General features: G+C 62.7%; 13 protein-coding genes. 6 read left to right on the forward strand and 7 right to left on the reverse strand.

The features are described 5' to 3' along the window. Positions 1-239: 239 nt before the first annotated feature. From BC363_RS08850 to BC363_RS08865, 4 genes are all read left to right on the forward strand, one after another. Entirely contained in the window at positions 240-1,799 is a 1,560-nt protein-coding gene (locus tag BC363_RS08850; protein ID WP_065782170.1) for a Do family serine endopeptidase, read from the forward strand. A gap of 136 nt (positions 1,800-1,935) precedes the next feature. Next, a complete protein-coding gene (locus tag BC363_RS08855) occupies positions 1,936-2,637 on the forward strand; it encodes a response regulator transcription factor (protein ID WP_065782168.1) in 702 nt (233 codons plus the stop codon). Then, complete coding sequence (locus tag BC363_RS08860) at positions 2,634-4,040, forward strand: ATP-binding protein (protein WP_065782166.1); 1,407 nt, start codon at positions 2,634-2,636, stop codon at positions 4,038-4,040. The genes BC363_RS08855 and BC363_RS08860 overlap by 4 nt, the downstream gene beginning before the upstream one ends. Positions 4,041-4,073: 33 nt before the next feature. Continuing rightward, positions 4,074-7,031 carry a bifunctional [glutamine synthetase] adenylyltransferase/[glutamine synthetase]-adenylyl-L-tyrosine phosphorylase gene (locus BC363_RS08865; protein WP_065782164.1) on the forward strand — a complete coding sequence of 986 codons (2,958 nt, stop codon included), beginning with the start codon at positions 4,074-4,076 and terminating at the stop codon, positions 7,029-7,031. Here BC363_RS08865 and BC363_RS08870 read toward each other — a convergent pair. Together BC363_RS08870 and pepN are read right to left on the reverse strand one after the other, a co-directional pair. Further along, positions 7,010-9,370, reverse strand: coding sequence for a PAS domain-containing sensor histidine kinase (locus BC363_RS08870; protein WP_065782162.1), 2,361 nt, complete (start codon positions 9,368-9,370; stop codon positions 7,010-7,012). The genes BC363_RS08865 and BC363_RS08870 overlap by 22 nt on opposite strands. 286 nt (positions 9,371-9,656) lie before the next feature. After that, complete coding sequence (gene pepN / locus BC363_RS08875; protein ID WP_065782408.1) at positions 9,657-12,305, reverse strand: aminopeptidase N; 2,649 nt, start codon at positions 12,303-12,305, stop codon at positions 9,657-9,659. 420 nt (positions 12,306-12,725) lie between these two features. Here pepN and BC363_RS08880 point away from each other — a divergent pair, with 420 nt between their 5' ends. Next, complete coding sequence (locus BC363_RS08880) at positions 12,726-13,664, forward strand: DMT family transporter (protein WP_065782160.1); 939 nt, start codon at positions 12,726-12,728, stop codon at positions 13,662-13,664. Between the two features lie 9 nt (positions 13,665-13,673). Here the strand turns inward: BC363_RS08880 and BC363_RS08885 are convergent, their stop codons facing one another. From BC363_RS08885 to BC363_RS08895, 5 genes are all read right to left on the reverse strand, one after another. After that, positions 13,674-14,966 carry an MFS transporter gene (locus BC363_RS08885; RefSeq protein ID WP_065782158.1) on the reverse strand — a complete coding sequence of 431 codons (1,293 nt, stop codon included), beginning with the start codon at positions 14,964-14,966 and terminating at the stop codon, positions 13,674-13,676. Positions 14,967-15,176: 210 nt separating this feature from the next. After that, complete coding sequence (locus BC363_RS35370; RefSeq protein WP_167590825.1) at positions 15,177-15,332, reverse strand: hypothetical protein; 156 nt, start codon at positions 15,330-15,332, stop codon at positions 15,177-15,179. Positions 15,333-15,397: 65 nt separating this feature from the next. Next, positions 15,398-15,574 (reverse strand): hypothetical protein, encoded by a 177-nt coding sequence (locus BC363_RS35375; protein WP_139110001.1) that lies wholly within the window; start codon positions 15,572-15,574, stop codon positions 15,398-15,400. 142 nt (positions 15,575-15,716) lie between these two features. Then, positions 15,717-16,619, reverse strand: a complete 903-nt coding sequence (locus BC363_RS08890) for a uracil-DNA glycosylase (protein ID WP_065782156.1) — start codon at positions 16,617-16,619, stop codon at positions 15,717-15,719. 41 nt (positions 16,620-16,660) lie between these two features. Then, complete coding sequence (locus BC363_RS08895; RefSeq protein WP_065782154.1) at positions 16,661-17,959, reverse strand: Hsp70 family protein; 1,299 nt, start codon at positions 17,957-17,959, stop codon at positions 16,661-16,663. A 480-nt stretch (positions 17,960-18,439) separates the two neighbouring features. On the opposite strand from BC363_RS08895, the gene BC363_RS08905 reads away from it, so the two are divergent. Next, on the forward strand, positions 18,440-19,902 hold a 1,463-nt coding region (locus tag BC363_RS08905), incomplete at its 3' end, for an electron-transfer flavoprotein:ubiquinone oxidoreductase (RefSeq protein ID WP_065793292.1).

The raw sequence follows: 19,902 nt of genomic DNA on the forward strand, positions 1-19,902 counted from the left end.
GCGTCTGAAAAGACGCAGGGCGCTGTAGGCGCAACGCGTCGTTTCCGGCAACCTTCGCCAACATTACCAAAAATTCATCTTCCGGACAGAACTCAGTAAGGTCCCATCCGTTACACCTTTCGTCATCGGCTGTTCCTCCAGTCAGCCAATAGCGAGATCGCCACCCCCGCGGCGGTGCTCGAAACCACGATGTCGAAGCTGCTTGCCAGCGGCTTCAAGGAAGAGAAAAGGCAAAACGGATGTTTACGACCAAATTCCTGCGTCCCTCCCTCAAGACTGTCCTGAAGACCTCGACGGTTGCGGGTCTTGCGGCCGTCATGCTGACCTCCGGTCTGCCGGCAACGGTCACCCAATCCTTCGCCGAAGCCGTCAAGGTCGATGCGCCCTCGGTGCCGAGCTTTGCCGATGTCGTCGACGCCGTTTCCCCGGCCGTCGTCTCCGTCCGCGTCCAGTCGCGCGCCAACCCCGTTTCCGACGAGGGCAGCGACTTCACCTTCGATTTTGGCGGTCGCGGTCTGGATGAGCTCCCCGACGATCACCCGCTGAAGCGCTTCTTCAAGGAATTCGGCGGCCCGCGCGGCGATGATCGCGCCGAACGCGGCCCCGGCCGTCGCGGCCCGCACGGCGAAGGCCGCCTGCGCCCAACTTCGCAAGGCTCCGGCTTCTTCATCTCCGAAGACGGCTACCTCGTCACCAACAACCACGTCGTTTCCGACGGTTCGGCGTTTACGGTGATCCTCAACGATGGCACCGAGCTTGACGCCAAGCTGATCGGCAAGGACAGCCGCACCGACCTCGCCGTGCTCAAGGTCGATGACAAGCGCAAGTTCACCTATGTCAGCTGGGCTGACGACAACAAGGTGCGCGTCGGCGACTGGGTCGTTGCCGTCGGCAACCCGTTCGGTCTCGGCGGCACCGTGACCTCCGGCATCATCTCGGCCCGTGGCCGCGACATCGGCTCCGGCCCCTATGACGATTATCTGCAGGTCGACGCAGCCGTGAACCGCGGCAACTCCGGCGGCCCGACCTTCAACCTCTCGGGCGAAGTGGTCGGCATCAACACCGCGATCTTCTCGCCGTCGGGCGGCAATGTCGGCATCGCCTTCGCCATTCCGGCATCCGTCGCCAGGGACGTCGTTGCCGACCTCATCAAGGATGGCTCGGTATCGCGCGGCTGGCTCGGCGTTCAGATCCAGCCGGTGAGCAAGGATATCGCCGAATCGCTCGGTCTCTCCGAGGCAAGCGGCGCGCTCGTCGTCGAGCCTCAGGCCGGTTCGCCGGGCGAAAAGGCCGGCATCAAGAAGGGCGACGTCGTCACCGCACTCAACGGCGACACGATCAAGGATCCGCGTGATCTCGCCCGCAGGGTCGCAGGCATGCGCCCGGGCACCACGGTCGATGTCACGCTGTGGCGCAATGGCAAGTCCGAGAGCGTCAAGCTTGAGATCGGCACGCTGCCGAAGGAGGACAAGGAAGCGGCCAAGGATCAGGGCACTCAGTCCGAGGAGACCCAGCCGTCGAGCGAGCAGGCCTTGGCCGACCTCGGCATGACGGTCGTGCCTTCCGACGACGGCAAGGGCGTGACGATTGCCTCGGTTGACGAAGATTCGGATGCCAGCGATCGTGGCCTGAAGCAAGGCGAGAAGATCGTTTCCGTCAACAATCAGGAAGTGAAGTCGGCGGACGATATCCTCAAGGTGATCAACCTTGCCAAGAAGGACGGCCGCAGCAAGGCACTCTTCCAGATCGAAGCCGAGAACGGCAGCCGTTTCGTGGCGCTTCCCATCGATCAGGGCTGATCGCGGCAGCGAATGAATGACCAGGGCGCCGCGACATCTGAGCGATTTCGCGGCGCTCACCGTTTGGGGCGAAATGATCGCCATGCCGGTTGCCGGAGAGACCGAAACCGGTTGAGACAGACAGGGGTCCGGGACTATGGTCACGCGTATGAAGATTCTTATTATTGAAGACGATATCGAGGCAGCGGCCTATCTCGCAAAGGCGTTCCGCGAGGCCGGCATCGTCTGCGACCATGCCAGCGACGGCGAAAGCGGCCTCTTCATGGCCAGTGAAAACAGCTACGACGTTCTCGTGGTCGACCGCATGTTGCCGCGTCGCGATGGCCTGTCGGTAATCTCGGAATTGCGCCGCAAGGATATCCACACACCGGTGCTCATTCTGTCGGCGCTCGGCCAGGTCGACGACCGGGTGACGGGCTTGCGCGCCGGCGGCGACGACTATCTGCCGAAACCCTATGCCTTCAACGAGCTTCTCGCCCGTGTCGAAGTGCTCGGCCGCCGCAAGGGTACGCCGGAACAGGACATGGTCTATCGGGTCGGCGACCTCGAGCTCGACCGCCTGTCGCATTCGGTTCGCCGCCAGGGCAAGGAAATCCCGCTGCAGCCGCGCGAGTTCCGGCTGCTCGAATATCTCATGAAAAATGCCGGTCAGGTCGTGACCCGCACGATGCTGCTCGAAAACGTCTGGGACTATCACTTCGACCCGCAGACCAATGTCATCGACGTGCATGTCTCGCGGTTGCGCTCGAAGATCGAGAAGGACTTCGATCTGCCGCTGCTTCGCACAGTGCGTGGCGCCGGCTATATGATCAAGGACGACCGGACCGCCAACGCATGAGCAAACTCGGCGTCCTGTTCAGGACAACCGCCGTTCGGTTGTCCGCGCTCTATCTGATCCTCTTCTCGCTCTGCGCCGCCTTTCTCGTCTTCTACGTCACCGGCATGTCCGAACGCCTGCTCCAGCAGCAGACGCGCGACGCGGTGACCGCAGAGGTGACCCAGATCGAGCAGGTCTATACCCGTGCCGGGATCAATGGCCTGCTGCGTTCGCTTGAACGACGTGCACGGCAACCGGGCGCCAATCTCTATGTAATCGCCGGGCCGAGTGGCGAAATCCTTGCCGGCAATGTGGCGAGCCTGGAACCCGGACTGCTCGATCGCGAGGGCTGGACGGAGCGGCCCTTCGCCTACCAGCGCTATACCGATGAGACCCGCAAGGACAGCCATGTCGCACTTGCCCATGTGCTGATGCTCGACAACGGCCTGCGCATTCTTGTCGGCCGCGATCTGCAGGAGCCGCAGAAGTTTCGCGCCCTGGTGCGCCAGGCGCTGATGGTAGCGCTTGGCATCATGGGCCTCGGTGCGCTGATCATCTGGTTTGCCATCGGCCGCAATGCGCTGAAGCGCATTGACCGCATGTCGGAGGCGAGCACCAAGATCATGGCGGGCGATCTGTCGCAGCGTCTGCCGACGAGTGGTTCCGGCGACGAGTTTGATCGGCTTTCCGAATCCCTCAATGCGATGCTCGGACGCATCGAGAAGCTGAACGAAGGCCTGCGTCAGGTCTCCGACAACATCGCCCATGACCTGAAGACGCCGTTGACGCGGCTGCGAAACAAGGCGGAAGCCGCACTTGCGCGCAAGGGCACAAGCCAGCGCGGTGCGCTTGAAGAAATCATCGGCGAGTCGGATCAGCTGATCCGCACCTTCAATGCGCTCCTCATGATTTCGCGCGTCGAAGCGGGCTCGGCTGCCGCCGAGATGAGCGAGGTCGACCTTTCCCAGATCGTGTCCGATTGCGTCGAACTCTATGAGCCGGTCGCGGAAGACGTCGGCCTGCGGCTGACAGCGGATGTGGCTCCCGCCGTGGCGATTTCAGGCAATCGCGAGCTTGTCGGCCAGGCGCTCGGCAATCTGCTCGACAACGCGATCAAATACGCTGAAGGCTCAGACGAGCCACTGATCAAGGTTGGGCTCGGCAGGCGCGACGGCAAGGTTGTCCTCTCGGTTGCCGACCGTGGCCCGGGCATTCCCGAGGAAAAGCGCGACGACGTTGTCAAACGTTTCGTTCGGCTGGACGAGAGCCGCTCCAAGCCCGGCACGGGTCTTGGCCTATCGCTCGTGGAAGCGGTCATGGAAATGCACCATGGTGCATTGGAGCTGGTTGCAACGAAGCCCGAGGACGCCGGTAGCGGCAAGGGACTGACGGTACGCATGGTTTTCCCGGCGTCCGCGACCTGATAGACCGGTTTGCGGAGAACAAGGGGGAACGGCATGCAGGACACGATGGCAGGGCACTGGTGGGGCATGGAAACGGCGCCGATCAAACCGGCAAGCCAGACCGATGCCAAATCCGCGCTGTCGGTGCTGAAGGACATGGCCAAGGGCCATGACCAGATCAGCCACCTGCTGGCGTCCGAAACACCGTTCAAGGCCTTCGTCGTTGCCGCCTTCGCCTTGTCGCCGTTCCTGCGTGACACCGGTGGCAGTCAGCCTGGCATACTCGAACAGATCCTGTCAGAACCGCTGCTGGAATTTCTCACCGAACGGGTCCGGCGGGCGCGGGATGCCTGGATACCGGCAGAGCCCGGCGTCGCGCTGGCCGATACCGAGATCATGACACGGCTTCGAAAGGCCAAGCGCGAGCTTGCCTTTGCCGTTGCACTTGCGGACCTCTCCCGGCATTTCGACGGTCGCGAGACGACGCGCTGGCTGAGCGAATTCGCCGGTGCTGCGGTTTCGGCAACGATCGACCACCTGCTGCTGAGCGGCCACCAGGGCGGTAAGCTGGTGCTCAAGGACGTGACCGCACCCAGCGTTGGTTCGGGCGTCGTGGTGCTCGGCATGGGCAAGCTCGGCGCCTTCGAGCTCAACTATTCCTCCGACATTGATCTCGTGGTGTTTTACGACCCGCAGTCCGGCATCGTCGTCGATCGCGATGACGCATCCGAGACCTTCGGCCGGTTGCTGCGCCGCCTCATTCGTATTCTCCAGGAGCGCACCGGCGACGGCTACGTCTTCCGCACCGACCTTCGGCTTCGCCCGGATCCGGGCTCGACACCGCTCGCAATCCCGGTCGAGGCGGCCATGCTCTATTATGAGGGCAGGGGGCAGAACTGGGAGCGTGCAGCCTTCATCAAGGCGCGACCCGTTGCCGGCGATATCGCCGCAGGCGATGCGTTTTTGAAGGAACTAACGCCGTTCGTCTTTCGCAAATACCTCGACTATGCGGCAATCGCCGACATTCATTCGATCAAGCGGCAGATCCACGCCCACAAGGGCCATGGCGAGATTGCGGTCAAGGGACACAATATCAAGCTCGGTCGCGGCGGCATCCGCGAGATCGAGTTCTTCGTTCAGACACAGCAGCTGATCGCCGGCGGGCGCATGCCCGAACTGCGGCTGAAGGCGACGGAGCCGATGCTGCGCGCGTTGGTGAAGGCCGGCTGGATCGACGAGACGACGGCAGACGAACTGGTCGAAGCCTACTGGTTCCTGCGCGATGTCGAGCACCGCATTCAGATGGTGCGCGACGAACAGACCCATGTGCTGCCGGAGACCGAGGCGGAGCTGAAGCGCATCGCCTTCATGCTCGGCTTCGAGGATACGTCCACTTTTTCCAAGGCGCTGTCGAAGGTCCTGCGCACGGTCGAGCGGCGTTACGCCCAGCTCTTCGAGCAGGAAGCGAAGCTTTCGAGCGAGACGGGCAATCTCGTCTTCACCGGCCAGCGCGACGATCCGGATACGCTTGAGACCTTGAGAGAGCTCGGGTTCCAGCGGCCGTCCGACATCTCGCATACGATCCGGACCTGGCATTACGGCCGCTACCGAGCGACGCAGTCGGTCGAGGCACGCGAGCGGCTGACGGAACTGACGCCGGAGCTTTTGCGTGTCTTCGGCGAAAGCCGGCGCGCCGACGAGGCACTCCTGCGCTTCGATCATTTCATCTCGGGCCTGCCCGCCGGCATCCAGCTGTTCTCGCTGCTCGGCAATAATCCGCGGCTTTTGTCCCTGATCGTCAACATCATGTCCTCGGCGCCACGGCTTGCCGAAATCATCGCGGCGCGGCCGCATGTGTTCGACGGCATGCTCGATCCGGGCCTCCTGGCGGAACTGCCGACCAGAGACTATCTGGCGCCGCGCATCGCCAACTTCGTCGCTGGCGCCCGCCACTACGAAGAGGTCCTCGACCGGCTGCGCATCATCGCCGCCGAGCAGCGGTTTCTGATCGGCATTCGCCTGCTGACCGGCTCCATCTCGGGTTTGCAGGCGGGCCGTGCCTTCACCGATCTCGCCGACCTGATCATCGCTGCCGCGGTGGACGCGGTGCTGGCGGAAGTGCGCTCGGTCCATGGCGATTTCCCGGGTGGACGCATTGTCGTCGTCGGCATGGGCAAGCTTGGCAGCCATGAGCTGACGGCGGGTTCCGACGTCGACCTGATCCTGCTCTACGACTATGACGACACGGCTGCGGAATCGGACGGCGGCAAGCCGCTCGATCCCGTGCGCTATTTCACCCGGCTGACGCAACGTCTGATCGCCGCGCTCGCTGCACCGACGGCCGAAGGTGTGCTCTATGAAGTCGACATGCGGCTGAGGCCGTCCGGCAACAAGGGACCGGTCGCCACCCGCATCAACGCCTTTGCCAGGTACCAGCGCGAAGAGGCCTGGACCTGGGAGCATCTGGCCTTGACGCGGGCGCGCTGCATCTGCGGCGACGACAGCCTGAAGGCGCAAGCCGATGCCATCTTCGCCGAAGTGCTGGACCAGAAGCGTGATGTCGCCAAGATCGGCGCCGACGTGATCTCGATGCGAGAGATGATCGACAGCGAGAAGCCGCCAAGCGACATCTGGGACTTCAAGCTCATCCCCGGCGGCCTCGTCGATATCGAGTTCATCGCGCAGTACCTGGCGCTGATCGCGCCCGCCAAGGGCGTACCGCCGCTTGATGCCGGCGCCCACACGGCCGACGCCCTGAAGGTTCTCGGCGGCGCGATGATGAACCCCAATGATCTCGATACGACGATGGAGGCGTTGAGCCTCTTTACCGAGCTGTCGCAGATCGTGCGCCTGTGCATCGAGGGAGAATTCGACCCGAAGGAGGCGCCTGCCGGTCTCGTCGATCTCGTCTGCCGGGCAGGGGACTATCCCGACTTGAAGTCGCTGGAGGCCGATATCAAGCGGTTGTCGAAGGCCGTTCGGCGCATCTTTCAGTCGGTGGTTTCGGCATAGGGGCGCACGTCGCCGTCGCGATCGGGCATGCGCAATGAAATGATGGTGCCGACATTCTCGGCGGAATGGATCTTCATCGTTCCGCCGTGAAGGCGCGTCAGCGACCGGGAGATCGCAAGCCCGAGGCCGGAGCCGCCCTTGCTCTTGGCATACTGGCTCTGAACCTGCTCGAACGGCTGGCCGATTTTCTGCAGGGCGTCGCGCGGAATGCCGATGCCGGAGTCGGCGATCGTCAGCGTCACGGCACCCGTGACCTTGCGGGCGCGCAACGAAATGCGCCCGCCTTCATTGGTGAACTTGACCGCGTTGGACAAGAGGTTGAGCAGCACCTGCTTCATTGCGCGCCGATCCGCGACCACGGTGAGGCCCGAGGCGATATGCTGCACGACATGGATGTTCTTCTGCTGCGCCGGGATCGTGGTGAAGCGCAACGTCTCCTCGATCAGGGGCGCGAGATCGATCGTCTCGCGGCTGATGCGCATATGCCCGGCTTCGATCTTCGACATGTCGAGAATGTCGTTGATGACGTTCAGCAGGTGCTTGCCGCTCTCGTGGATGTCCCGCGAATATTCATCGTATTTTTCCGAACCGAGCGGCCCGAACATCTGGTTCTGCAGGATCTCCGAAAAGCCGAGAATGGCGTTGAGCGGCGTTCTCAGCTCATGGGACATGTTGGCCAGGAATTCCGACTTGGCGCGGTTCGCCGCCTCGGCACGTTCCTTTTCCGCCTGGTAGTTGGCATTGGCGATCGACAGCTCGGTCTTCTGTCGCTCCAGGGTCATGCGCGAGGCCGAGAGGTCGCCGATCGTCGCCATCAACCGGCGCTCGGATTCGCGCAGTCGCACCTGGTGGCGCTTCAGCAGCGTGATGTCGGTGCCGACCGAAACGAGGCCGCCGTCGCGCGTGCGTCGTTCGTTGATCTGCAGCCAACGCTCGTCGGCAAGCTGCACCTCTGTCGTTTGCGAGTGGTTGCTGCGGTCCGGATCCGCGATGCGGCGCTCCACCACAGGGCGCGCGGCCGCGGCGTGAACGGCGATGCGTTCCGTGCCCGGAACCAGCACATGGTCCGGAAGCTTGTAGGCTTCCTGGTAGTGCGTGTTGCACATGACCAAGCGGTCCTGCTTGTCCCAGAGGACGAAGGCCTCGGACGTACATTCGATGGCGTCGGCCAGGCGCTGATCTGCCTCCGCATAGCGTTGGGCCAGGCGATGCTGCTCGGTGACATCCATGGCGATGCCGATGAGATGGGCGCGGCCTGAAACGGTCTGGATGATCTCGGCGCGGGCGCGCAGCCAGACATAGTGGCCGTCCGCATGACGCATGCGGAACACCTGGTCGATCTGACGCGCATCGCCGCGAGCGATCGTGCGCGCAACGCCATAGATGCCGCGATCGTCCGGATGCATCAGCCGCGCGGCATCACCGAAGGAAAGCACGCTGCTTTCGCCGGGCATGCCCAGCATTTCATACATCGACCGCGACCAGAACAGCCGCCGGTTGGCAAGATCGAAATCCCAGAGGCCGCAGCGGCCACGCGACAGCGCGGTTTCGACCCGCAGGTTCGATTCCGCAAACACCGAGTCGGCGTCGCGGGCGCGCTTGGCCTGGATGTAATAGGCGTAAAGCACCACCAGCAGGATCGCCGAGATGCCGGCAAACAGCGTCACGTTCAGCGAGACCTCATCGCGCCACGCCGTTTCGAGCTGGGTCACCGGCGTTGCCGCCAGGATGACGCCGGCCGCGTCGGGCAACTGTGCCAGGGCGACGATATGGCCGACGCCGTTGAGGGCCGTCTTCATGATGCTGGAATGTTCGCCGTAGTACTGCAGCGTGGCGATATCCGGCGCGACCGAGGCAAGCGTACGGCCGATCAGCGGCACGCCGTCCGGCGTGCTGGCGAAGATCCGGCCATCCTTGCGCACGGTCAAAAGGAACATACCCGGGGCGAGCATGCCGGTGGGCAGGTATTGCGTCAGCCGCCGTTCGGCGTCCCAGCGCCGGCCCTCGTCGAACAGCGTCATGCCGTCGGCCTGGAACGCGGCGACGGCCGTTGCCGCTGCGAGCCCGACGGTCTGGCGCGAGTTGTCCTCCATCCGGGCGTGTTCACCCATGATGCCGGACATGCGCGATACCGCGACGATGATCAGGAATGCGATGATGAGGATGGGGATGGAGCGCTTGAGAATAGGCTCCGCGCTCGCAAGACGCTGCGACGTCGGCTCGGCGAAAATCTTCGCCTGCGAGATGAACTCGCGTTCCAGGCCGGAAAAGCCTGGAAACTTGAGTCGCAACCGCCCGTCGGCTGCGCTCGCTGGTCGCGCGTCCGCCATCTTACCCAATATGAAACCCTCTGATGATTCGGCGCGCCGCTCGCCCGAATCTGACTCAATGAATCACAGGGCGATTCGCCTTGTCCAGAGGCAATGGTAAAGATTTCTTAACCATTTCTTATCGTTGGAAAATAATAGGCCGGGTCGCGCAGGCGGCCTGGCCCTTGAAAAATGCCCACATTCCCTACAGCGCCGCGCGTCTTATCGGACGCGCAAAGGTCGCTGCAGCACTTCAATCGCTGCATGTTTTTATCCTTAAATCGGATAGGATCTAAGGAAACATGCAGTAGCCTTTTCAGGCTTTGAGCATGCGCTCGACGATGTCGCTGACGTCGGCCGAAAGCTTGGTCGCGCCTGCGATTTCCTTCAGGGCATTGCGGGCATGTTGGGCGCGCGCGTCTTCGAGCGAGCGCCAGGAGCGCATCGATGTCAGGATGCGTGCCGCCAGTTGCGGATTGCGCGGATCGATGTCGAGGATCTGCTTCGCCAGGAAACGATAGCCCTCGCCATCGGCGCGGTTGAAGCCTGTCGGATTGGCGAAGGCATAGCTGCCAATCAGAGACCGGACGCGATTGGGATTGTTGCCGTTGAAAAGCGGCTCGGTCATCAGCGCCTTGACGCGCTCGAGCGTGCCGGATCCCGGGATCGTCGCCTGAACCGCGAACCACTTGTCGATGACCAGCGCGTTATCGGCGAAGCGCTTGCGGAAGGCCGCCAATGCCTGAGCGGTCTCGGAAGCGTCCGGGAACCGGTGCGCGAGCAATGCCAGCGCATGGCTGAGATCGGTCATGTTGTCAGCGGCTGCGAAGACTTCGGCCGCCCGCTTCGGATCGTCCTCGCCCTGGACGAGATAGGTGAGTGCTGCGTTGTGCAGCGCGCGACGTCCGGCACTTTCCGCATCGGGGCTGAACGAACCCGTCGACGTCATTTCGCCCGCCAGTCGAAGAAAGGTCTCGCGGCCGGCGACCGCGATCGCCGTGAGGATCTGCTGGCGGGCGGCATGGATGGCATCCGGATCGTTGTCGGCGCCGATCTCGCGGGCGATGTCGGCTTCGCTCGGCAGTGACAGCGCCTGCGACCGGAACGCCGGCTCCAGCTTGTCGTCGGCCGCCGCAGCGATAAGGCCGTCGATGAGCGCCTTTTCGCACGTAACGGGTTTACCCGCGCGAACGTTGGCTGTCGCCGATACCAGATTTTCAAGCGCAATGGCGTTGAGCGCCTGCCAGCGGGCGAAGAGATCGCTTTCGTGCCGCGCGATCAGCGCTAGATCGTCGTCGGTCTGCTCGATATGCAGGTTGATCGGGGCGGAAAAGCTGCGGTTGAACGACGGTACCGGGCGCGAGGTGATACCGGAGAAAACCACCGTCTGCTTGCGGTCGGTGAGATGCAGCACATCGCCGGTGATGTCGGCGCCGGAGACGCTCGAAAGGTCTGCTTCGCGGCCGCTTTCCAGCAGCAGGCCCATGCGCAGCGGAATGTGCATCGGCTCCTTGGCGCTTTGTCCCGGCGTTGGCGGCACGGTCTGTTCCAGCGACAAGGTGAAGGTCTGCTTGGCTGCGTCATAGGCGCCGGAGGCTGTCACCAGCGGCGTTCCCGCCTGGTGGTACCAGAGCGAAAACTGGCTGAGATTGCGGCCGCTGACATCGGCGAAGCAGGCGATGAAATCCTCGATCGTCACAGCCTGGCCGTCGTGGCGCTCGAAGTAGAGATCCATGCCCTTCTTGAACAGGTCGCGACCGAGAACGGTTGCGATCATCCGGGTGACTTCGGAGCCCTTCTCATAGACCGTGGTCGTGTAGAAGTTGTTGATTTCTCGATATTTCGTCGGCCGGACCGGGTGGGCGAGGGGGCCGGTATCCTCCGGAAACTGTTCTGATTTCAGGTGCCGCACTTCGGCGATGCGCTTGACGGCACGCGAACGCATGTCGGCGGAAAACTCGTGGTCGCGATAGACCGTCAGGCCTTCCTTGAGGCAGAGCTGGAACCAGTCGCGGCAGGTGATGCGGTTGCCGGTCCAGTTGTGGAAGTATTCGTGCGCGATGATCGCTTCGATATTGGCATAGTCGGCGTCGGTTGCCGTTTCCGGATCAGCCAGCACGTATTTGTCATTGAAGACGTTGAGCCCCTTGTTCTCCATGGCGCCCATGTTGAAGTCGGAGACGGCGACGATCATGAAGATATCCAGATCGTATTCGCGGCCGAACGCCTCCTCGTCCCACTTCATCGAGCGCTTCAGCGCATCCATGGCGTAGGACGCGCGCGGCTCCTTGCCGTGTTCGATATAGATCTTCAGCGCGACCTCGCGGCCGGACATGGTGGTGAACGTGTCTTCGACCACGCCGAGATCGCCGGCAACCAGCGCGAAGAGATAACTCGGCTTCGGGTGCGGATCGAACCAGGCGGCGAAATGCCTGCCATCGCCCATGTCGGCGCCGCCGAGATAGTTGCCGTTGGAAAGCAGGAGCGGCGCGGATTTCTTGTCGGCGATGATGTTGACCGTATAGACGGCAAGAACGTCGGGACGATCAGGGAAGTAGGTGATGCGGCGGAAGCCTTCCGCCTCGCACTGCGTGCAATAGACACTGTTGGTGCGATAGAGACCCATCAGCTTGGTGTTCGTCTCTGGCGAGAGCATCGTGGTGATGGTGACTTCGAACGGTGCGGTTTCGGGCAGACCGCGGATCGTCAGCGTGTCGTCGGCAGCGTCGTAGAGTGAGGCTGCAAGCTCTTCCTGGTCGAGGAGCAGGCCGGTCATGACGAGCTCGTCGCCGTCAAGCACCAGAGGCGCCGATGCGTCCACGCCTTCCCGCCGATGCAGGATCAGCCGCGCTTCGACCTTGGTTTCCTTCGGGTCAAGCTCGAAGGTCAGATCCACTCTTTCAAGAACGAAGTCGGTCGGCCGGTAGTCTTCCAGATGAATGATCTGGCCAGTATTTGTCCGCATGGTCAGTCCCGCTCGCGCCTTGCTACTGGTGGATTTGTAGAGGGCGCTTGTGATGGTGAAAAGGCCAAAGGGCGAAAAGCCGGATATGCCACACGATTGTGATGCCGGCGACCGCGCTTCCGGCAGAAAAGACATGGCGTCCGGTATTCTTCCCGCTCCCTTATCTCTTTGACGTGTATCGAAGTGGCACTAACAAGAAATAAACTGGAAAGGTTTTTTTCGACCTCGCTAAAGAATTATGGCGATTGCCTTTGCTTCGATGAACTCATCAAGAAAAAACACAAGTCATCAAGAAGTTTGATCCGACTTTCGCAGGCGGCGCAGCTAGAGTGACATGGTTCTCCGGCGAGCCTCTCGCCCAAATCTCCCAAGCTGTCGCCGCTGCGGTTCTTATCCGCTCAGGTCCGAAAAGTGCTTTCCATGGATGCCGAAGTCGAAAACCCGATGAAGGGGATCCTGCTCAAGGTCCTTTCGGTGGTCATTTTCGTGTGCATGTCGACCTTGATCAAAGCGGCGGGAAGTGAGATCGCCACCGGTCAGATCACCTTCTACCGGTCCGCCTTCGCCATGGTGCCAATCCTCGGCTACCTCGCCCTTCGCGGGCAAATGCGCGATGCTTTCAAGACGAAGGATCTCGGTGGCCACATCGCACGCGGCTTCGTCGGCATCCTGGCGATGAGCTTCGGCTTCTACGGTCTCGTGCATTTGCCGCTCCCCGAAGCCATCGCCATCGGCTATGCGATGCCGCTGATCGCCGTTGCCTTTGCAGCAATCTTTCTCGGCGAGACCGTCAGGCTCTACCGCTGGTCGGCCGTGGTCATCGGTCTGGTCGGCGTCATGATCATCACCTGGCCGCGGCTGACACTGTTCCGCGAAGGCGGTCTCGGGTCATCCGAGGCACTCGGGGCGGCGGCGGTTTTGTTGTCGGCGGCCCTCGGCGCGATCGCCATGGTGCTGGTGCGCAAGCTGGTCAAGGCCGAGCGCACGCACACGATCGTGCTTTATTTCTCCCTATCGGCCTCGGTCTTTTCGCTTGCCACCTTGCCGTTCGGCTGGCCGAGCATTTCGCGCGAAGCCTTCCTGCTGTTGATGGTGGCCGGCTTCTGCGGCGGCGTGGCGCAGATCCTCTTGACCGAAAGTTACCGCCACGCGGACATGTCGACGATTGCGCCGTTCGAATACACGTCGATCGTGCTCGGCCTGATCATCGGCTATTTTCTGTTTGATGACGTCCCGACGGGTACGATGCTGATCGGGACCGCCATTGTCGTCGGTGCCGGCATCTTCATCATCTTTCGCGAACATCGGCTTGGCCTGGAACGTAAAGGCGCGCGCAAGCACGTCACGCCGCAGGGCTGACGTCCGGTTCTAGTCCGGTTGCCTTTCCCAGGCAGGCACCGTGTCGTCCTCGATCAATCCATCTTGGGCCGCCTGCAGGGCCATCGGGCTGGTGACGTCGGGCCCTGGTGTGGGCAGCACCGTCGTCGCCTGGAAGTCGGTCTTGGCGACCAGGCCCTGGTGTTGATCGCGTCTCAGGATGCGCCAGGCAGCGTAACCGCCGTAGAGCGCGAAATAGACGGCAAGCACGAGGAACAGCGCCGCCGGCCCGAACCGATCCATGACAGGGCCGACCATCAGCGGGCCGGAGATCGTGCCAAGGCCGTAAGTGATCATCAGGCCCGAGGAGACTTCGACATATTCGTCGGGTTTGGCGAGGTCGTTGGCGTGGGCGACGTTCAGCGCATAGATCGGAAACAGGACCGAGCCGACGCAGGCGGCGATCGCGTAGAGCACCGTTGGGCTGCTGCCGATCGACGCGGACATGACCAGGCAGGAGATCACGCCGACAATACCGCAGCCGGCCATGATGATACGCCGATCGGTGCGATCGGAGGCGCGACCGATCGGGATCTGCGAGATGGCGCTGCCGGTCAGGAGCGAGGCAAGCAATGTTGCGCCTTCGCCGGTCGAAAGGCCGATCTTCTGCGTGAACACGCCGCCAAGGTTCAACCAGGCTCCCGACAGCGCGCCGGCGAGAAAGCCGCCGACCACGGCAACGGGAGAGCGGCGAAACAGCCCGGGAATGTCGAATCGCGCCTGCGCCGGCGGCGCCGGCATCGGCGACGAAGAGAGTGCCGTCGGCAGCAGCGCCAGCGAGAACAGGACGCCGCAGAGAATGAAGAGCGATGTGTTGGTCGGGTCTCCAAGCGGCACCATGTATTGCCCGCCGATCGTGCCGACCATCGTGGTGATCAGATAAAGCGAAAACAGCATGCCGCGGTTGTCGTTGGTCACCCGTTCGTTCAGCCAGCTTTCGATGACGAGATAGCTGCCGGAGATCGCGAAGCCGGATATGGCGCGAAAAGCGATCCAGGCGCGCCAGTCGACGATAAGCCCGCAAAGCAGGATGGCGATCGAAAGCAGGGTGATGAGCGCCGTGAAGACGCGGACGTGGCCGACGCGCAGCACGAATTTCGGCGTCACGATGCAGGAAAGCGTGAAGCCGACCGTGTAGCCGGTGGCGATGACCGAGACCGTCATCGTCGACCAGTTCTCGGCGACGGACCGAACCGGGATCACGTAGCTCTGAAGGCCGAAGGCCACCATCATCAAAAGAGTGGACAGCATCAGGCTGAGGACGGAAGCGAGACTGGCCAGCATCGGCGCTCCTGAAAACAAATGCGCGCCGTGTCGACCAGCCGGTTGGCTGGCAACGAAGGCGCGATGCGGAGCGAGGGCAGTCAGGCTGGGATGCCGGATAGACCGATCGCTTCGAACTCGAAACGAGTGTGGCTCTATCCAGTTTTCAAGGCGCTGTCGATTGCGACAGCCGATGGCAAAAAGACGGTCGTGTCCGTCGTCAGGCGTTTATCAGTTCGGCAGCAGCGGGCTGATCGCCGAGCGATGGGCACGGCGGGCGTCCTTGGTGGTGCTGAGCGCGGTGTATTCGCGCGACGCCCGGACGGCAGTGCCGATATCGGCGATCGAATCGAACAGGACCTTGAGGCTTGCGATGGGCTTGGTCATGATCTTGTTCCTTGTCTTATGTCGTCTCATTCGCGCGACGCGCCCTTCGGCGCACCGCGTGGGGATCAGCGCTGGATGAAGTCGGCGAAGAGCTGCGACGGACGGGTGGTCCGGGCAAGGCCGATTGCAGTCATCTGCTCGTTGGCTGCCGTGCCGAAGCGGTTGAACGGCGTCCGCCGGGCAGCGTCGGTGTGACGGAGCGTCTCAAAGCTGCTGTGGATCGGGCGAAAGCGGGCAGTCATGGTTCTTGTTCCTTATTCCATTCCCCCCGTGTCGATATATTGCGCTGCAACATAGATTTTGCAATGCATTAGAACGCTGCGCAGATATGCGCAAACCGCATGGCTTTTTTCACACTTTGTTCATGAAACGGGCAGCCGGCCTTCAGCCGCTGATGCGGGCCTTGAAGGCAAGCATATCCTGCCAGGCGAAGCGCTTGCTGATCGGCGCCGTCACCAGGTCTTGCGGGTGCAGGGTTGCAAGGGTCTGAACCGTGTGTCCGCCGATTTGAAGATCACGCCATTCGCCGCGCAGCTGGTGGATGGTGTCGCTGCCGCCGAAGAAGAAGCGGGCCGTAAAATTGCCGAGCAGCAACAGGTGCTTGGGCTCGGCCAGGGCAACCTGGCGCTCGATGAAGGGGCGGCAGATATCGGCTTCTCGGGCGGTCGGCACGCGGTTGCCCGGCGGACGCCATGGTACGACGTTGCTGAGCAGGACACCCTCGCGCGACAGGCCGATGCCGGCGAGCATGCGGTTGAGCATGTCGCCCAGCCTGCCCGAGAAGGGCTGGCCGTCACGATCGTCATCGGCATAGGGCATGGGGCCGACGATCATGATGCCGTTGGACGGATCGCCTTCGGCAAAGACGAGATTGCGGGCGCTGTTTCTGAGGTTGCAGCCGACGAAGCCTTCCATTGCCAATCGTAACTCGGCGAGCGATCGCGCCGAATCGGCGGCAAACTGCGCCTCCTTGACGGCTTGGGCGTCGGGGATGGCCACCGCCGGCGCGTTTGCAACGGGTGCTGGCGCGCGGGCTTGGCCAGCGGCCGGGCTGGCCGGCTGCCGCGTTGCGGGCGAGGCCTCCGAGCGGCCTGCCGGCTGGCTTGCGCTCGCCTGTTGGCGCGAATCGGCCTGTTGCCGCAAGTCGGAACGTGCCGCCTTCATCGCCTCGAACTCGGCGAAGCGATCGACCGGCTCCTCCTCCATCAGCCACTCGACGCCCGCATCCGCATGGAATGCGAGCAGGGCGGCGAGTTGGCCGGGGGAGAGGTTGTCGGCAGAAATCATGGGCGCCAACCTAGCACGTCAGAAAATGCGGTCCAATGGCTTCATGCGGCATTCGCCGTCCAGTGGCCGATATCCTCATGTTCGCCGATCAGCGCCAGACCATGCGCGATCGACAGCAGTTCGCCGCCGCTTTCGATCCGGTCCTTTTCGAAGCGACGCTCGAACAGATTGCGCACAGCGGGCACGAAGGAAGTGCCGCCGGTGAGGAAGACCTTGTTGATGCTTGTCGGCGGCGTTTCCGTCGTGTGCAGCACCTCGTCGAGCGCCTCTTCGATGCGCGCAAGTTCCGGTGCAATCCAGCTTTCGAAGTCGGCGCGGCGCACGGTGCGGCGCGACATCTCGCCGAGCGGGGAGAAGTAAAACTCGGTCTCCTCCTCCTGCGACAGCCGCATCTTCGTCGCGGAGATCGCCTGATAGAGCGGATAACCCTCGTCGTGCTCGATCAGGTCGACGAAGGCCTCGAGCTTTTCCGGCTCCAGGCTCTGGCGCACCAACTTCTTCAGGTCCGTGAAGTCTTTCAATGTCTTGAAGATGGAAAGCTGATTCCAGCGGCCAAAATTCGCGTAGTAATTCGACGGCACTTCAAGCAGCTTGTCGAAGCTCTTGAACAGACTCCCCTTTCCGATGAGCGGCGAGATAACGTTGTCGATGATGCGGAAGTCGAAATGGTCGCCGGCGATGCCGACGCCTGAATGGCCGATCGGCGTCGCCGTCAGGCGTCCCGCCTTGGTTTCGAAACGGATCAGCGAATAGTCGGTGGTGCCGCCGCCGAAATCGGCAACCAGCACCGTGGCGTCGCGCTTGAGGTTTTGGGCAAAGTAGAATGCGGCCGCCACCGGCTCGTAGACATAGTGGATCTCGGGAAAGCCGAATTCCGAAAGGGCTGCACTGTAGCGATCGAGCGCCAATGCCGGGTCGGGGCTGGAACCGGCGAAGCGAACGGGTCTTCCGACGACGATGCGACTATACTGGCTCGCCCAATCGTCACCGGCATATTCCCGCAGCTTCGTCAGGAACACCCGCATCAGGTCTTCGAAACTATGGCGCTTGGCATAGATCTGGGTGCCCTGGAACAGCGGGCTTGCGGCGAAGGTCTTGATCGACTGCAGGAAGCGACAGTCGCCGGGGTTGTCGATGAACGAGCGGATTGCCGCCTGTCCGGCTTCCACCTTCAGGGCGGAAGCGCCGAGGTTCGGATCCTTCATGAAGGAGAGTGCCGTGCGCATCGCATCGGTGGTGCCGGCCATACTGTCGAAGTTCATCGAATGGGTGGTATCGCCTGCCGAAACCGCGAGGACCGAGTTGGTGGTGCCGAAGTCGAAGCCCAGTGCTCTGGTCATGTGATGTCTCCTGACGTCTGTGTTTTGGTGTCGCTGCGCCACGCGCCCTTCCGGGCTCCGCAAGGCGTCACGGCTCTGTTCCGCGCGCCGCTTTCCGGGCCGGCGCCGGGGAGGTCGGCGATGCCCGGAACGAAGCGAAAGGCATGCCGTTCCGGCGCCGTGGGCGCCTTGCCGAAATGCCGGTTGCGGATGGGATTGCCGGCGTCTTCCGCCGGAAAGTCGAATGCCCGGCCTCGTGACATGGCTATTCGGCAAAAGCAAGGCTGGAAGGCGGGCGGCCCACAATGACATTGGAGAAATCACGTATTTACGTTTACGTTCACGTCATATAGACATTTGTGCTAAACTCATGACCTCATGCGCAAAAGCGGGCATCGTCTGTCGCATCCCGGCTCGACAAGCCAAACGGCATTTGCCATGACGACATGATATGGCCTGGGAACTGAGCTGGCAGAAGACCGGCGAGACTGGAGAGACGGTATGAGCGAGCGACAAGAGCTGCCCGAGCGCGAGAGCATGGAGTTCGACGTGGTGATCGTCGGGGCGGGACCTGCGGGGCTTTCCGCGGCGATCCGGCTGAAGCAGATCAATCCCGAACTCTCCGTCGTGGTTTTGGAAAAGGGGGCCGAAGTCGGCGCGCATATCCTGTCGGGCGCCGTCGTCGACCCCATCGGTATCGACCGGCTGCTGCCGGGCTGGCGCGACGAGGCCGAGCATCCGTTCAGAACGCAAGTTACCGACGACCAGTTCCTGCTGCTCGGCCCCGCCGGTTCGATCCGCCTGCCGAACTTCGCCATGCCGCCGCTGATGAACAATCACGGCAACTACATCGTCTCGCTCGGCAATGTCTGTCGCTGGCTTGCCGGCCACGCCGAAGCGCTCGGCGTCGAGATCTATCCGGGCTTTGCCGCCACCGAAGTGCTCTACAACGACGCCGGCGCCGTCATCGGTGTCGCCACCGGCGACATGGGCATCGAGCGCAATGGCGAGCCGGGCCCGAACTTCGCCCGCGGCATGGCGCTCTTGGGCAAATACACGCTGATCGGCGAGGGCGTGCGCGGCTCGCTCGCCAAGCAGCTGATTGCAAAATTCGATCTGTCGAAGGACCGCGACGTCCAAAAATTCGGCATCGGCCTGAAGGAACTGTGGCAGGTCAAGCCCGAGCACCACCGGCCCGGTCTGGTGCAGCACTCGTTCGGCTGGCCGCTCGGCATGAAGACCGGCGGCGGTTCGTTCCTCTACCATCTCGAAGACAACCTGGTCGCCGTCGGCTTCGTCGTGCACCTCAACTACAAGAACCCCTATCTCTTCCCGTTCGAGGAGTTCCAGCGGTTCAAGACCCATCCGGCCATTCGCGGCACCTTCGAGGGCGGCAAGCGGCTGTCCTACGGCGCCCGGGCGATCACCGAGGGCGGCTACCAGTCGGTGCCGAAACTGTCGTTCCCCGGCGGCGCGCTGATCGGCTGTTCGGCCGGTTTCGTCAACGTGCCGCGCATCAAGGGCAGCCACAATGCGGTGCTGTCGGGCATGCTCGCCGCCGACAAGCTGGCGGAAGCGATCGCCTCGGGCCGGGCCAATGACGAGCCGGTCGAGATCGAGAACGAATGGCGCCAGACCGACATCGGCAAGGATCTGAAGCGGGTGCGGAACGTCAAGCCGCTGTGGTCGAAGTTCGGCACCGCGCTCGGCGTGGCGCTCGGCGGCCTCGACATGTGGACCAACCAGCTGTTCGGCTTCTCCTTCTTCGGCACGCTGAAGCACGGCAAGACCGACGCAGCGAGCCTCGAGCCGGCGGCAAAGCACCAGAAGATCGACTACCCCAAGCCCGACGGCGTCTTGACCTTCGATCGGCTGTCCTCGGTGTTCCTGTCGAACACCAACCACGAGGAAGACCAGCCGATCCACCTGCAGGTGAAGGACCCGGAGCTGCAGCGCAGCTCGGA

This window comes from Ensifer sp. LC384 (genome assembly GCF_001695865.1).
GTDB lineage: Bacteria > Pseudomonadota > Alphaproteobacteria > Rhizobiales > Rhizobiaceae > Ensifer.